Source organism: Enterobacter hormaechei subsp. xiangfangensis, from assembly GCF_001729785.1.
Lineage (GTDB): Bacteria > Pseudomonadota > Gammaproteobacteria > Enterobacterales > Enterobacteriaceae > Enterobacter > Enterobacter hormaechei_C.
This window is the reverse complement of the sequence record NZ_CP017183.1, coordinates 2683441-2697262: the sequence shown is the minus strand read 5'-3', so window position 1 is coordinate 2697262 and position 13822 is coordinate 2683441. Positions and strand designations below refer to the sequence as shown.

The following is a 13822-nucleotide window of genomic DNA, read 5'->3' as shown; positions in this document are numbered from 1 at the left end:
TAAGCGTTAGCGCCACCCGGCAAAAAAGCAGCTACTCCGCCTCTTCCTCCATCGGCCTTACGCCGACTTTGCGCACCGCATTATCTTCTTTCTCGGCTACCGTCCAGATCATCCCGGCAAACTCCACCTGGTCACCGACGACCGGCGCAGCCCCTAATAATTGCTGAATAATTTCACCCAGTGTTTGCTGGTTATCGCGATTCTCCAGTCCACCTTCCAGGCCATAAATCAGCGCCACATCCGCAAAGCGGGCGCTGGCTTCGAGGATAAAATCGCCGAAGAAACGCTGATCCAGCGCCACCGGGGGCGACTGGCTGAACAGCTTGCCGAGGGCAGGCAGGTCGCGCTCGCGGCCAATCACGCAGAGAATATCGTTCTCACGCAGCCGCGTGCTGCCGGTCGGGTGAAGCAGGGCGTTATCCCGGAACAGGGCGGCAATGCGCGTTTCAGCGGGCATATGCAGATCGCGCAGGGACGCGCCCACGCACCACTTATCGGCGCTTAGCTGGTAGACAAACTGTTCCCAGGGATTCTCAGGGTGAATATCCAGCCCCACGCGGGAGACCGGCCAGCCAATGGGCGGTACCACCACTTTGGCTTTTTTCGCCGCCCAGCCCAGCGACGTACCCTGGAACAGCAGCGACACCAGCACCACGAAGAAGGCGACGTTGAAGAACAGGCGGGCGTTGTCCAGCCCGGCCATCATCGGGAACACTGCCAGAATAATCGGCACCGCGCCGCGCAGACCCACCCAACTGATAAATATCCGCTCACGCAGGTTAAACCCGCGGAACGGCAGCAGCCCGGCAAACACCGACAGCGGACGGGCGAAGAAGATCATCCAGGCCGACAAAAGCAGCGCCGGAACGGCGATAGGCAGCAGGTCCGACGGCGTCACCAGCAGGCCCAGCACCAGGAACATGGCAATCTGCGCCAGCCAGGCCAGACCGTCGAAGTTCTGCAAAATGGCGTGACGGTTGCGAATCGGTCGGTTGCCCAACAGGAAACCGCAAAGGTAAACCGCCAGAATACCGCTGCCGTCCAGCGCGGTGGTGACGGCAAAGATCAGGATCCCGCCGCTCAGGGCCAGCAGCGGGTAAAGGCCGGAAGGCAGCGTAATACGGTTGATCGTCTGCTGTAACAGGTAACCGCCGCCGAGACCAATGATAATCCCCAGGCCAAACTGCTGGAGGATGTGCCAGGCGAACATCCAGCTCAGGCCGGTTTCATGCTGCTGGATCATCTCAATCAGGGTGATGGTCAGGAACACCGCCATCGGATCGTTACTGCCGGATTCAATCTCCAGCGTGGAGCCAACACGTTCGTTCAGCCCCTTGCCGCCGAGCAGCGAGAAAACCGCTGCCGCATCGGTCGAGCCGACAATCGCGCCAATCAGCAGGCCTTCCATAATATCGAGGTTAAACAGCCAGGCCGCCATCATACCGGTCAGGCCGGAGGTGATCAGGACGCCGACGGTCGCCAGAGACAGCGCCGGGCCTAAGGCCACGCGGAACGAACTTGCCTGGGTGCGCATACCGCCGTCCAGCAGGATGACCGCCAGCGCGAGGTTACTCACCATATAGGCGAAAGGGTAATTATCGAAGGGGATACCGCCGATTCCGTCGACTCCCGCCAGCATGCCGATAGCCAGGAAAATGACAAGAATAGGTATGCCAAGGCGCGATGAAAATGAACTTAATAAAATGCTGAAGGTTACCAGGATGGAACCCAGAATGAAAAGACTGATTATCGCTGTGGCACCCAATGTCGTCTTACTCCCACCTCAATGTGAACGCTGTTATTAAAACCCTAACATATTAACAACGGTAACAGCGTTTTATTGAGGGGGAATAACGGCTTTTTTATGCCTTTAAGACCGGATGACCGCTGATTGTTAACCGACTGCCTGAATTATCGTGTACAAGGTGCGCCCGGGCACCCAGCGGCAGCGTAACGGTTTGCTGCTCATGGCCGAAATCCAGGCCGGCGATCACCGGGATATCCAGGTGGGAACGAATGAAATCAATCATCGTCTCCAGGGAATAGCCTGCATCGTAATCGTTGGGGGCTGAACCGCTAAAACTGCCCAGCACAATGGCCGACTGCCGATCCAGGAGCCCGGCGTGATACAGCTGCAACAGCATACGTTCGACACGGAACGGGTGTTCATTGATATCTTCCAGCACCAGTATGCCATCCGTGATCTGCGGCAGCCACGGCGTACCAATTAGCGACACCAGCATCGCGAGGTTGCCGCCCCACAGCTGTCCTTCACATTCCCAGTGCGGTCCATTGCCTTGCCACTCGATGGTGAACGTCGGGTTTTGCAGGGCGCGCCAGAAATGGTCCTGCGTAAACGCATCCAGCTCCGGCGCGCCAAAGTTACCGGCCAGCATCGGGCCGCTAAAGGTAATGACGTTATGCAACGCCAGCAGGCCGAGCTGGATCGCCGTGAAATCGCTGTGTCCGCAGATTAACAGCGGATCCTGCTGCTGGCGCGCGGCCAGCCCGGCCCAGTCGATGCTCTCCAGCAGCCGGCTTGCGCCATAGCCGCCGCGCACGGCCAGCACAATGGTGTTTTCACCTTCCAGCGTCGCCAGGCTGTTGATATCGCTCAGTCTCTGCGCCTCCGTACCGGCAAAACGCTGCATGCGGCGGGGGATAATTGTCTGATTTTCTACCTGATGGCCCATTTCCAGCAGGCGTTGAACGCCCCGCTGTGCCGCCTCCTGATTGATGCAGTAGCCTGACGGTGCGATGAGATGAAACTGAGGCATGGCAATTCCTTGCTGAATGAGAATCTAATTGTCTATATCATGCCGCTTATACGCCGCCTGCTTCAAGGGGCGACGTACCGCGATGACCGGCTATAAGGATAGATGACGTGAAATTGAGATGGTTTGCTTTTTTGATTGTGCTGCTCGCTGGCTGTAGTTCAAAACATGATTATCAAAATCCCCCCTGGAACCCTGAAGTGCCGGTAAAGCGGGCCATGCAGTGGATGCCGATCAGCGAACAAGCCGGAAAGGCCTGGGGCGTGAGCCCGCGTCTGATCACGGCGATCATTGCCGTGGAGTCCGGCGGCAACCCGACGCTGGTGAGTAAATCGAATGCGGTGGGGCTGATGCAGTTAAAAGCCTCGACGGCGGGAAGAGAGGTCTATCGCTACATGGGCTGGAAGGGACAGCCATCCACCAGCGAGCTGAAAAACCCGGAGCGTAATATCTCTATGGGAACCGCTTACCTGAGCATTCTCGAGCATGGCATTCTGAAGGGGATTGACGATCCGGAAGTGATGCAATATGCACTGGTGGTGTCGTACGTTAACGGAGCCGGCGCGCTGCTCCGAACCTTCTCATCCGTTCGCAAAGAGGCGATAGAAGAGATTAACGATATGGATAAAGATGAATTCTTCGAGCACGTTGTGAAGAATCATCCGTCAGCACAGGCTCCACGTTATATCTGGAAAGTCCAGAAAGCGATGGACGCTATGTAACGCCTTTGTCGGGCGGCAGCACGCTGCCCGACGCCTTTCAGCGCACTTTATTCGCGCGTTCCCGCGCTTCACGCTCCAGTGAGAAGATGATGCGCTGTAGTTCGCGCTCGGCGCCTGGCCCGACATTCAGAAAGCGAAAGCTCAGTCGCGGCGTGGTAATGGTTTCGTTTTTGCCGTCCACCACCTTGCGCTCGCTGATGGCAATCAGCTGGGCGTCAAACCAGAAGCGTCCCCATCCGCCCATATCCAGCTCGATCTGACTAAAACGCATACCTTCCACCAGCCCTTCCGGCTTCGGCATATCCATCAACGCTCCCATGCCGCCCAGCGACAGGTCGAAGAGACGAAAGCGGATCTCTTTTTTGTCCGGCATTTTTGCCTTACAGAAATAGGCCGGGTGAAGCGGAGCGCTGATGCGAAAAAACTCCCGGCGTTGCACGAACCAGAGGTTAGCGGGCAGGGGAGCGATAAACGCAGGCAAACCCTGGTACGCGATCGTGGTCAGACGAGGCAGCACAAACTCGACTTTCGCCCCCTGCGTTTCGGCCATCACCGAGAGATTCTCTGCCTGTAGCGCGGCACGGTTTTCATCGCTCTGGCTACCCAGATCGACGATCAGGTGCTCTGCCGTCACGTCCAGGATCTTGCTGATAAACTGGCTGGTTGACCAGTTGATGCGCAGCGGCACCTCGCCTTTTTTCAGGTCGCGTAACACCCCTAATACAGCCAGCGGATTTTGTTTCAGGAACTGCTCACTGTAGCTACTCACGCCAGATGGCTCCTCGATAGATGACAGACTGTCTCTGGGTTATCGGCACGCGGGCATGAAACTTAATACAAACGATCTGTTTTTCTCCGCCGATATTGATTTGCTAATGGAAATGATAATAATTGCCGTTCCCAATACCATCTAATAACAAGACGACACTATGAGCACTTCACGTTTTGCGTTATGCGCGTTGGCAGGCGCCGTCACGCTGGCATTGCAAACACAGGCTTTCGCAGAAGAATCCACCATCGTGGTGACAGGCACAGAGCAGGGCAGCGCGCTTCCTGCCTGGACCAACAGCGCCACGAAATCAGCCGTCGCGGAAAGTAAAACGGCGCAGGTGATCAACACCATTGCCGCTAAAGAGATTGAGCAGCGGCACGCCAGTTCGGTAAACGAGATCCTGCGCTATGCGCCGGGCGTTTCCACGGAGGTGCGCGGGAGCACCTCTTACATGAGCGAGTACAAAATCCGCGGGTTCAACGTCGATCAGGAGTTCTACAACGGCCTGCAACTTCCCTATAACGTCACCGGGAACACCAAAGCGCGAATCGATCCGCTGCTGATTGAGAGCGTCGATATCCTGAAGGGGCCGTCATCCGTGCTGTATGGCGGCGGCTCACCGGGCGGGCTGGTCAATATTCAGAGTAAAAAGCCGCAGAAAGAGGCGAAAACGGAACTGGGCTTTAATACCGGAAACCGCAATCTGAAGGAGGGATACCTGGACTCCACGGGGCAGATCGCGAACAGCGACTGGAACTATCGCCTGCTGGGCAAAGCGACGGAAAGTGACGAACAGGCGCACACCACGCGCTATGAAAACTATCTGGTGGCCCCCTCCGTGACCTGGCAGCCTGATGACAAAACGCGCCTGACCATTGACGCGCTGGCGCAAAATACGCCGAGCCTGACGCCGTCTGATCCGATGCCGCTAAGCTATCTGCGGTCTAAATACGCCGATCGTCGTGACTATGCCGGGGATGAGTGGAGCGGCTTTAAGCAGCGCCAGTGGATGCTGGGATACAGCTTTGAGCATGAGTTTGACAGTGGCTGGGGCTTTAACCAGAAAGCGCGCTACTTTGACGTGGACACCCACCAGCGCAGCGCCTATTCCACCGGGACGGGCAGCGAGGTCTACCAGCTTAACCGCTTCGCCTATACCACGGATGAAGATTTGCAGAGCTTCAATATTGATAACCAGGTCACCCGAACCGTCGCGCTGGGGGACTGGAAACATCATCTGCTGGCGGGCTTTGACTACCAGAAGCTGAACTCTCACTTCCATTATCGTTACGCCTCATCCACCCCGGGTATCGATATGCGTCATCCGGATCACTCGCAGATCGATAACGATGCGCTGGGGCTTGAAACCGCGCAGAAAAACCGACTCAGCTATCAGCAGAATGGCTATTACCTCCAGGATCAGATTGCGTTTGGCGGGCTGAACGTGCTGGCCAGCCTGCGCTATGACGACTACCGTTCCGTCACCACTAACTATCTGCAAAACGGTGACAAAGCCTGGGTATCGCAGGATCGCCTCACCAAACGACTGGGCGCGCTTTATGCCTTCGACAATGGACTCTCGCCGTTTATCAGCTATTCAGAAGGGTTCGCCCCAGTATCGCCGCAGGGCACGCTGACCGCGAAAGACGTTAAGCCCACCACCAGCAAGCAGGTGGAGGGTGGGGTGAAATACCTGCTGGCGGAATACGCAACCACCTTCACCGCCTCGGTGTTTAACATTCGTCAGAAAAATGTGGTGACCAGCGATCCGGGCTTCCTCAACTATCGCCAGACCGGGGAAGTGGAATCGAAAGGCGCGGAGCTTTCCGCTATGAGTCGTCCAACGGATAACCTGACGCTGATTGCCAACTATGCCTACACCCACGCCATCAATACCGAAGATGACAAGTACCAGGGCAAACGACCGACGCAGGTCCCTGAGAACGCCTTTAATCTGTGGGGCGATTACACCTTCGACAGCACGCCGCTGAGAGGGGTAACGCTGGGGGGAGGCGCACGCTACACCGGGCCGATGGAGATCTCGCCAGCCAACGACGCAGGCAAGCTGGGCGGTACGACGCAGTACGATCTGGCGGCATCTTACCGCATGGGTGAACTGGCGCCATCGCTGGAGGGGCTGACGCTGAAAGCGAGCGCGCAGAACGTCACCAACAAAGAGACGCTCACCTGCTATGACGCGACCAACTGCTGGATAGGCCGCGACCGCACCTTCCAGGTCGGGGCGAGTTACAGCTTCTGAAAAAAGCCCGGTGGCGCTAGCGGGTCACTTTATTGCACGGAACCTGACCCTCGCCCCTTTGGGGAGAGGGTCAGGGTGAGGGGCGCTACTGCGCCGCCTGTTTCGCAGGTGCAACATCATCGTTTGCCGCAGGCTGATTCTCCGGTACGGTGTCGCATGGCTTCTCTTTCGGGCAGACCATGTCCAGCATCCTGAGCGTCACGCCGTTACTCCAGCCGAAACCGTCCTGCAACGGATACTCACCGCCGCCACCGCCGGTACCGGTCGAAGAGACATCGTACTTCTCAACCAGTTTCTTCTCGCGATCGTAGGTATGCTGAACGTTTTTCAGGAAACGCCAGGTCACGTCCATCGCCACTTTCTGCTGACCATAGTTCTGCAACCCTTCCACCGCTACCCACTGCAACGGCGCCCAGCCGTTCGGCGCATCCCACTGCTGCCCGCTGTTGATGGTGGTGGTAGAAATACCGCCCGGTTTCAGCAGGCGCGACGATGCGGCTGCGGCCACTTTATCGGCGCGATCCTGTGATGCGGCCTTCACATACAGCGGGAAGAGGGCCGCGGCAGTCAGCTGATTACGCACCTTCCTGGTTTTCAGATCGTAATCCGCATACCAGCCCTCTTTATCGTTCCACAGGTGGCTCTCCATGGCTTTCTGACGCGCGGAGGCCAGCGCGTCATATTTACTTGCGCTGGCGGTATCCCCGTCTTCCTGGCTGGCACGGGCCAGCAGTTTTTCCATCTTAAACATCAGCGCATTCAGATCCACCGGCACGATGCTGGTGGTGCGGATGGTATCCAGCTTCTGAGGATCGTCCATCCAGCGGGAGCTGAAATCCCAGCCCGAGGCCGCGGCAGAGCGCAGATCGCGATAGATCTCGGTGGCCGGACGGTTAGGGTTATTTTTGGCGGTGGTGACGTCATCCAGCCACGACTCAGGGCGCGGCGTGTCCCGATCGTCCCAGTAGCGGTTGAGGATCGAGCCGTCATCCAGCTTCACCACGCGTTTGTTCGCCTGACCAGGCTGGAGCCCATCAGCCCCCTCCATCCAGTAGGCATACTCTTTTTCCATCTGCGGTCGGTATTTCTTTAACGCGTCGCTGTCATGCGTGGCCAGCAATTCCACCATCAGCGAGAAGAACGGCGGCTGAGAGCGGCTCAGGTAGTAGGTGCGGTTACCGTTAGGGATATGGCCCCAGGTATCAAGCTCGTAAGCGAAGTTGTCCACCATGTCGCCGATCTTATCCCAGTGGCCGCTCTCGGCCAGCCCCAGCATGGTGAAATAGCTGTCCCAGTAATAGACTTCGCGGAAGCGTCCTCCCGGCACGACATAGGGTTTTGGCAGAGGCAGGAGGGAGTCCCATTTGTTCGCTTTGTCGGTGGTGCGGGTCAGAACAGGCCACAGATCGTCTATGTGTTCGCGCAGGCTCTGGCCCTCAGGGGGAACATATTTCTCACCCTCCTTCGGCAGGATAAAGTTCATCTCCACGAAGTGGCGCAGGTCAAAACCGGACTGGGTATGCTGCATCCGGTAATCCGCCAGGATCATTAGCGGGTCGCTTTTGGGAACGGCATCCGCGAAGGTTTTCTGATCCGGGAACAGTTTGGCGCTCTGTACGTCATTAAAGAGGGGGCCAAGAAGAATATCAGGTGAGCTTTGCTGGCTCGTTGGCTGGTCTTCAGCATAACCAAATGCGGTAACACCGAGTAGTGCGCCTGCCAACGCAAGGGATAAAAAAGCGGGGCGTCGTGCGCGAGGTCTTATCATCGGTTCGTCTCCTGTCTTCACTGAGCAGCGTGACCGCTGTTGTCAATTACCTGAAAACCTTAGACGAATATCGTTAACTTCGCGTGTTGAATATCCCATTTTTCACATAACCAGATAATTCGGGTGCGCTTTCACAACACCGGGGGTGGATTACTTAATTTTTAACCACATCACAGAAAGGCCGGGTAAGCTTCAAGCCACCCGGCTTAAGCCCTACAACCCTTTTTTATCCATAAGCACCGCCAGATCCACCAGACGGTTCGAGAAGCCCCATTCGTTGTCATACCACGACAGGATCTTCACCATATTCCCGCCAATCACCAGCGTTGAAAGCCCGTCGATGATCGATGAGCGCGGGTCGCCCTGATAATCACGGGAGACCAGCGGTTCATCGCTGTAGCCCAGGATGCCTTTCAGCGGCCCGCTGATGGCGGCCTGACGGAACGCGTCATTCACCTCTTCGGCGGTCACGTTGCGGCTCAGCGTCACCGTCAGATCGACAATCGACACCACCGGAACCGGTACGCGCAGGGAATATCCGGTGAGTTTACCGTCAAGTTCGGGGATCACTTTCCCGAGCGCTTTTGCCGCGCCGCTGGAATAAGGCACAATCGATAATGCTGCCGCGCGCGCGCCGCGCAGATCTTTTTCCGGCTGGTCATGCAGCGCCTGGCTGTTGGTGTAGGCATGCGTGGTGTTCATCAGCCCGTGTTCAATGCCAAACTGTTGGTGCAGCACCTGCGCCGCTGGCGCCAGACCATTAGTGGTGCAACTCCCGTTGCTGACCACAAAATGCTGGGCCGGATCGTACAGCGTGTGGTTCACGCCCATTACCACCGTCAGATCATCATTTTTAGCCGGGGCGGAAATAATGACGCGTTTTGCGCCGCCGCTCGTGATATGCACCGCTGCTTTTTCACGTTCGGTGAAGAAGCCGGTCGCTTCGATTACCACCTCAACGCCAGCGTCTTTCCACGCAATGTTTGCCGGGTCGCGTTCACTGAATACGATGATGCGTTGCCCGTCAACCTGTAGCGCGCCGTCCGCCGCTTCAACGGGCACCGGCAGCGTGCCGAGCAGAGAGTCATATTTCAGCAGATGGGCGAGGGTTCTACTGTCCGTCAGATCGTTAATGGCCACAATCTGGAGATCCGGGTTGCCCAGCGCCGCGCGAAGAACATTACGTCCGATACGGCCGAAACCGTTAATACCGACCTTAACCATGATGCACTCCTTATCTGTGTTGTCTGGAGTGACTTTAGGCGTCAGGTCGGATGGCGTAAATGACAAAAAAGGATCAGATTACGCCATTCTGCGGCAGTGGAAGCGCTGGCGATATTCGCCCGGCGTGAGATGAAGCTGCTTTTCAAAAACGCGGCGAAGGTTGATGCTGGTCCCAAACCCGCTTTTTTCGGCAATGACCTCAAGCGGATACGAGGTCTGCTCCAGAAGCTGTCGTGCGGCGGCCAGGCGCGCTTCGGTGACATAACGGGCCGGAGGTACACCGACGTCACGCGTGAACACGCGGGTGAAATTGCGCGGACTCATGGCGACCCGTTCGGCCAGCCTTTCGACGCACAAATCTGCGGTGAGGTTTTGCAGGATCCAGCTTTGCAGTTCGCTAACCGGTCCGGTCGCGCCGGACTGCTCCAGTTTATAGCGGCTGAACTGTAGCTGGCCGCCAGGCCGACGCAGGTACATCACCATATCCTGCGCCACGTTGCGGGCGAGGGTGAAGCCGTAATCATCCTCCACCAGCGCCAGCGTCAGATCAAACCCGGAACTGACGCCGCCGGACGTCCAGACGGGGCCATCCTGAACATAGAGCGGGCCGCCCTCAACGTTGACCGCAGGATAGCGGGTTTTCAGGGTTTCCAGCAGCCGCCAGTGGGTCGTCGCCCGGCGCCCATCGAGCAGTCCTGCCTGTGCCAGCAGCAGGGCCCCGCCGCAGACAGAGGCGACGCGGCGCGCATGCGGCGCGGCCAGGTGCAGCCAGTCCACCACCGCGGTGCTTTCCTGTTCATTCATGCCACGACCGGTAATGATGATCGTATCCAGCGGCTCGCGCGGATCCAGCTCCGGCAGGCGATAGTCCGCCAGCAGGTTTAAGCCGGACTGGCCGTGGATCACCAGGTGAGGCTGGGTGGTGGCGATAATGATGCAGTAGCGGGGCTGCGCCAGGCCGTCCGGGTGCAGCCGGTTGGCCTGCATCAGAATGTCGGCGATACCGGCAGCCTCAAACAACATGCCACCGTCAGGTACGATAATCAGGATCTTCTTCATGTCCTGAAAAGTACCTTTATCACAAAATAAGTCAAGCGGCAGACAAACACCGTCGCAGAGACAAATGAGGCGTGCCGGGTGAAAGCCTGGAACGGCAGATGTTGGAAAGAAGTAAAAGAAATATGTAGTAACGGTAAAACTTTTTGCGTTAGGTTTACTGTTACTGCCGCTGAAACCCCCAGTTTATGGGCTGCAATGAAGTGTTCTGAACAATAAGAGAACAAAAAGATGTAGCCATGCTTAATTATTAAGGCTCAAAAAATAACCTCGGAGGATAATTTCGAGTAGGTTATTTCGGATCGCAAAATTAAATCCCTGCCATTTTCTTCACCGTCATTTGTTAATGCGGGACGCACGCACCCAATAAAAGTTATCTTCCAGATGCAACAATGAAAATATCCCAGATATATCCCACAGCGCACAGAAAAAATGAAATTCTACTAATTATGGTAGTGGCGATAATAAGGGGTTACGTTAATGATAGTGGTTCTCTTTTGCCTTTTTAGCCATTAATTTTCATACAGTTACGCTAGAAATTCGTCTAAGAAAAAGACGATTTCAGCTAAGTGCGCATTTTTTATGAGATTAATCCTATAATGCATTGGGCGTATCATTAAACGCCATTAAGCAGGCAAGAAATATTGAATTGATGACAAGCTCATGTAAACTTGTCTACCGTTTGTCAAAATATGTCAGGAGCATGCTGGGCCCATTTCTGTTGGGTTCGTGCGGTAGCTATGCCTTAAAATAGTTACCTGCTGAAAATATCCCGACTATTTTAACAATAGCACCTAAGTCAAATTTTATCCCCCTCTCTTCATCCTCTAAATATCGCTACGGAAAAGCATATGAAACTGCGTGTATTGTTATCACTTCTGTTTGTTATGGCGGTGGCGGGCTGTAAGGCGCCGCAAAAACCAGCGATCACCGATGATACGATTGTGACCAGCCAGGTGAATGGCATCACGCTGACGCACCGTCACGCTGTTACCCCTCCGGCGGAGTTCACTCAAGTGAATGAACCGTATCGTGCCATGTACCCGGCATCCCTGATGAGCCGTCCTGACTACGGTGGAAAAGTGATCCGTACGCTTGAGACCGGCAAAACTTACGTCGTGCTGGGGCAGGTTGAACATTTCTGGATGGCGCTGGCCGATGAAGGGAGTGAACAGCTGATTGGTTATGTGCCGATGCGTGCCGTGATCAAGGCTGACCAGTACGAAGCCACCGTGCGTAAACAGGCACTGCGCCCGAAAGCGCGTAAGAAAACCACCTGTGTTGATGTCGATGGCAACAGCAAAGCCTGCAAAGACAGCGCGAACGGTACCTGGATCCTGAACTAAACGGGTTTCACGAGCATATTTTTATGAATAATAAAAATTTTCATCGGATGTGGTTCCCTTTTTTTGCGTTGATTTTCGCTCTGATCGGTGGTTGTACGTCGTCTTCACACAGCGACCCCTCCCGCTACAATCTTCAGTTTCAGGCTCATCCTCAAATCAATGATTCTGCGCCGCTTAAGGTCAGAGTGTTGCTGCTGAAATCCGATGCGGATTTCATGTCCAGTGACTTCTACTCCTTACAGAACAACGCGTCAGCCACGCTTGGCGCGAATCTGCTGAACAGCGATGTGTTCTTCCTGATGCCGGGCCAGCTTTCGAAAACCCTGAGCGGGCAAAGCTCACCGGAAGCGCGTTATATCGGCGTGATGGCGGAATACCAGGCGCTGGACGGCAAAAAATGGCGCGTCTCACTTCCTTTGCCTGTTCCCGGCGAAAACGCGATTTACCAGTTCTGGAAATGGTCCGCAGATGAACTCCAGGCCAGCGTCTTCCTTGACGTAAATGGTATCCGGGTCATCAGCCAGTAACGCCCTTCATAACAGGAAAGAGATCATCATGACGAAAGCAGAAAAGGTCGTCTGGACCGAGGGCATGTTCCTGCGTCCCCACCATTTTCAGCGGACAGAAAGTTACCTCCTCAACCACGTTCGTGAGTGGGGGGCCTTGCAGCGTTCGTATCTCTGGGGCTTTCTCGACCTTGAGCTGGATGAAGCGATGCTTCGCCAGGGCTGTATTGCCCTCAGCTACTGTAGCGGTTTGCTGCCTGACGGCACCTTTTTCCAGGTGCGCAGCGACCGCAACGGTCCGGCTCCGCTAAAAATCCCCGATAATCTCACCAATGAAAAGGTGGTGCTTGCGCTGCCGGTTCGTCGCGGTGGCCGTGAAGAGGTGATTTTCAGCGAGGAGCAGTCTTCTCTGGCGCGTTTTATTACCTTTGAACAAGAGGTGGAAGACGACAACGCGATGTCGGTCGGGGAGGCGACGGTTCAGTTTGGCCGCCTGCGTCTGACCCTGATGCTGGAGAAAGATCTGACGGCAGAATGGACCGCCATCGGCGTGGCGTACGTCGCTGAAAAGCGTAACGACAACCACGTGCGGCTGGATAACAGCTACATCCCGCCAATGCTGAACGCCAATAACAGCCCGCAGCTGTACGGCATGATCAATGACCTGCACGGCTTGCTGGTGCAGCGTAGCCAGCAGATCGGCGGCCGCCTGCGTCAGCCGGGGCGTTTCAATACGTCTGAGATGGTTGAGTTCACGCTTCTCTCGCTGATCAACCGCCACCTTGGCGATGTCTCACATTTAAAAACGCTGCCGCTGCTTCATCCGGAAGCGCTCTGGCGCAGCTGGCTGCCGTTTGCCACGGAGCTCGCCACCTGGACGCCGCAGCGTACCGCAGAGAGCATACTGCCGGTATACGACCATGACGATCTCGCCGTTTGCTTCAGCAAACTGATGCTGATGCTGCGTCAGGGACTGTCGCTGGTGATGGAAGATCATGCCATCCAGCTGCCGCTGCACGAACGCTCCCACGGTCTGAACATCGCCACCGTGCCGGAGACCAGCATGGTCCGCGAATTTGGCTTCGTGCTGGCGGTAAAAGCCAATGTCCCCGGCGAACACCTGCAAACCCATTTTCCTGCCCAGATGAAGGTTGCGCCAGTCTCGAAAATCCGCGATCTGGTTCAGCTTCAGCTGCCGGGCATCATGCTTCGGGCAATGCCCGTCGCGCCGCCGCAGATCCCGTGGCATGCAGGCTACAGCTATTTCGAACTCGAAAGGGGCAGCGAACTGTGGCACGAGATGGACAAGTCCGGGGCATTCGCGCTGCATCTCGCAGGGGAATTCCCGGGTCTCGATATGGAGTTCTGGGCCATCCGTAGCCCGACAGAATAAT

General features: G+C 56.2%; 10 protein-coding genes and 2 pseudogenes. 6 read left to right on the top strand and 6 right to left on the bottom strand.

The genetic code is table 11. From position 1 onward, the window contains the following. Positions 1 to 40: 40 nt before the first annotated feature. Positions 41 to 145, top strand: a pseudogene (locus tag BFV63_RS23435) (hypothetical protein); the annotation flags it as partial. On the opposite strand, the pseudogene BFV63_RS12950 reads toward BFV63_RS23435, so the two are convergent. Then, a pseudogene (locus BFV63_RS12950) lies at positions 98 to 1765 on the bottom strand (potassium/proton antiporter); the annotation flags it as partial. The pseudogenes BFV63_RS23435 and BFV63_RS12950 overlap by 48 nt on opposite strands. 97 nt (positions 1766 to 1862) lie before the next feature. Next, positions 1863 to 2777 (bottom strand): muramoyltetrapeptide carboxypeptidase, encoded by a 915-nt coding sequence (gene ldcA / locus BFV63_RS12945; RefSeq protein ID WP_045347067.1) that lies wholly within the window; start codon positions 2775 to 2777, stop codon positions 1863 to 1865. A gap of 107 nt (positions 2778 to 2884) precedes the next feature. Between ldcA and emtA the strand changes: the two genes are divergently transcribed. Next, positions 2885 to 3496, top strand: coding sequence for a membrane-bound lytic murein transglycosylase EmtA (gene emtA / locus BFV63_RS12940; protein WP_048240606.1), 612 nt, complete (start codon positions 2885 to 2887; stop codon positions 3494 to 3496). Positions 3497 to 3533: 37 nt separating this feature from the next. Here the strand turns inward: emtA and ycgR are convergent, their stop codons facing one another. Further along, positions 3534 to 4265: a flagellar brake protein YcgR gene (gene ycgR, locus BFV63_RS12935; RefSeq protein ID WP_048240607.1), complete on the bottom strand. Its 732-nt coding sequence runs from the start codon at positions 4263 to 4265 to the stop codon at positions 3534 to 3536. Between the two features lie 160 nt (positions 4266 to 4425). On the opposite strand from ycgR, the gene BFV63_RS12930 reads away from it, so the two are divergent. Further along, positions 4426 to 6528, top strand: a complete 2103-nt coding sequence (locus BFV63_RS12930; protein WP_069597544.1) for a TonB-dependent siderophore receptor — start codon at positions 4426 to 4428, stop codon at positions 6526 to 6528. An 85-nt stretch (positions 6529 to 6613) separates the two neighbouring features. Here BFV63_RS12930 and BFV63_RS12925 read toward each other — a convergent pair whose 3' ends face one another. From BFV63_RS12925 to BFV63_RS12915, 3 genes are all read right to left on the bottom strand, one after another. Continuing rightward, on the bottom strand, positions 6614 to 8296 hold the full coding sequence (locus tag BFV63_RS12925; protein ID WP_048240610.1) for an alpha,alpha-trehalase: 1683 nt from the start codon (positions 8294 to 8296) through the stop codon (positions 6614 to 6616). A gap of 213 nt (positions 8297 to 8509) precedes the next feature. After that, on the bottom strand, positions 8510 to 9520 hold the full coding sequence (gene gap / locus BFV63_RS12920) for a type I glyceraldehyde-3-phosphate dehydrogenase (protein WP_047054906.1): 1011 nt from the start codon (positions 9518 to 9520) through the stop codon (positions 8510 to 8512). Positions 9521 to 9598: 78 nt separating this feature from the next. After that, positions 9599 to 10579, bottom strand: coding sequence for a GlxA family transcriptional regulator (locus BFV63_RS12915; RefSeq protein WP_023314314.1), 981 nt, complete (start codon positions 10577 to 10579; stop codon positions 9599 to 9601). Between the two features lie 848 nt (positions 10580 to 11427). Here BFV63_RS12915 and BFV63_RS12910 point away from each other — a divergent pair. Genes BFV63_RS12910 through tssK form a run of 3 tightly spaced genes read left to right on the top strand, consistent with a single transcriptional unit; the run spans position 11428 to position 13821 of the window. Next, positions 11428 to 11922, top strand: coding sequence for a hypothetical protein (locus BFV63_RS12910; RefSeq protein WP_006810964.1), 495 nt, complete (start codon positions 11428 to 11430; stop codon positions 11920 to 11922). Between the two features lie 23 nt (positions 11923 to 11945). After that, complete coding sequence (gene tssJ, locus BFV63_RS12905) at positions 11946 to 12449, top strand: type VI secretion system lipoprotein TssJ (protein WP_015570327.1); 504 nt, start codon at positions 11946 to 11948, stop codon at positions 12447 to 12449. 28 nt (positions 12450 to 12477) lie between these two features. Further along, positions 12478 to 13821: a type VI secretion system baseplate subunit TssK gene (tssK, locus tag BFV63_RS12900; protein WP_022651416.1), complete on the top strand. Its 1344-nt coding sequence runs from the start codon at positions 12478 to 12480 to the stop codon at positions 13819 to 13821. Position 13822: the final 1 nt, after the last annotated feature.

Bases quoted from the DNA above. Each gene is read 5' to 3' on its own strand.
- ldcA (WP_045347067.1), bottom strand. From the start codon at position 2,777: ATGCCTCAGTTTCATCTCATCGCACCGTCAGGCTACTGCATCAATCAG.
- BFV63_RS12930 (WP_069597544.1), top strand. From the start codon at position 4,426: ATGAGCACTTCACGTTTTGCGTTATGCGCGTTGGCAGGCGCCGTCACG.
- BFV63_RS12925 (WP_048240610.1), bottom strand. From the start codon at position 8,296: ATGATAAGACCTCGCGCACGACGCCCCGCTTTTTTATCCCTTGCGTTG.
- gap (WP_047054906.1), bottom strand. From the start codon at position 9,520: ATGGTTAAGGTCGGTATTAACGGTTTCGGCCGTATCGGACGTAATGTT.
- BFV63_RS12915 (WP_023314314.1), bottom strand. From the start codon at position 10,579: ATGAAGAAGATCCTGATTATCGTACCTGACGGTGGCATGTTGTTTGAG.
- BFV63_RS12910 (WP_006810964.1), top strand. From the start codon at position 11,428: ATGAAACTGCGTGTATTGTTATCACTTCTGTTTGTTATGGCGGTGGCG.
- tssJ (WP_015570327.1), top strand. From the start codon at position 11,946: ATGAATAATAAAAATTTTCATCGGATGTGGTTCCCTTTTTTTGCGTTG.
- tssK (WP_022651416.1), top strand. From the start codon at position 12,478: ATGACGAAAGCAGAAAAGGTCGTCTGGACCGAGGGCATGTTCCTGCGT.